We start from the raw sequence: 235 nt of genomic DNA on the forward strand, positions 1-235 counted from the left end.
AGACCTCGACGAAGCGCGTCATGTCCTCGACCGAGTGCATCCGCCCGCCGACCGAGACGACGTTGGCGTCGTTGTGCTCGCGGGCCAGCACGGCCGTCTCCTCCGACCACACCAGCGCGCCGCGCACGCCCTGGACCTTGTTGGCCGCCATCTGCTCGCCGTTGCCGGAGCCGCCGATGACCACGCCCAGGGAGTCCTCCCCCGCGACCCGCTCGGCCGCGACCGCCTCGGCGGC

Annotated in this window: 1 protein-coding gene; it reads right to left on the reverse strand. The window is 73.6% G+C overall.

Annotated features, from left to right (window positions below; genetic code table 11):
• Nucleotides 1-235 (reverse strand): RpiB/LacA/LacB family sugar-phosphate isomerase (locus QWY29_RS21380; protein WP_300963092.1); only part of this gene is annotated, 235 nt, incomplete at both ends.

The organism is Nocardioides abyssi (genome assembly GCF_030412915.1).
In the GTDB taxonomy this organism is placed as follows: Bacteria; Actinomycetota; Actinomycetes; order Propionibacteriales; family Nocardioidaceae; genus Nocardioides; species Nocardioides abyssi.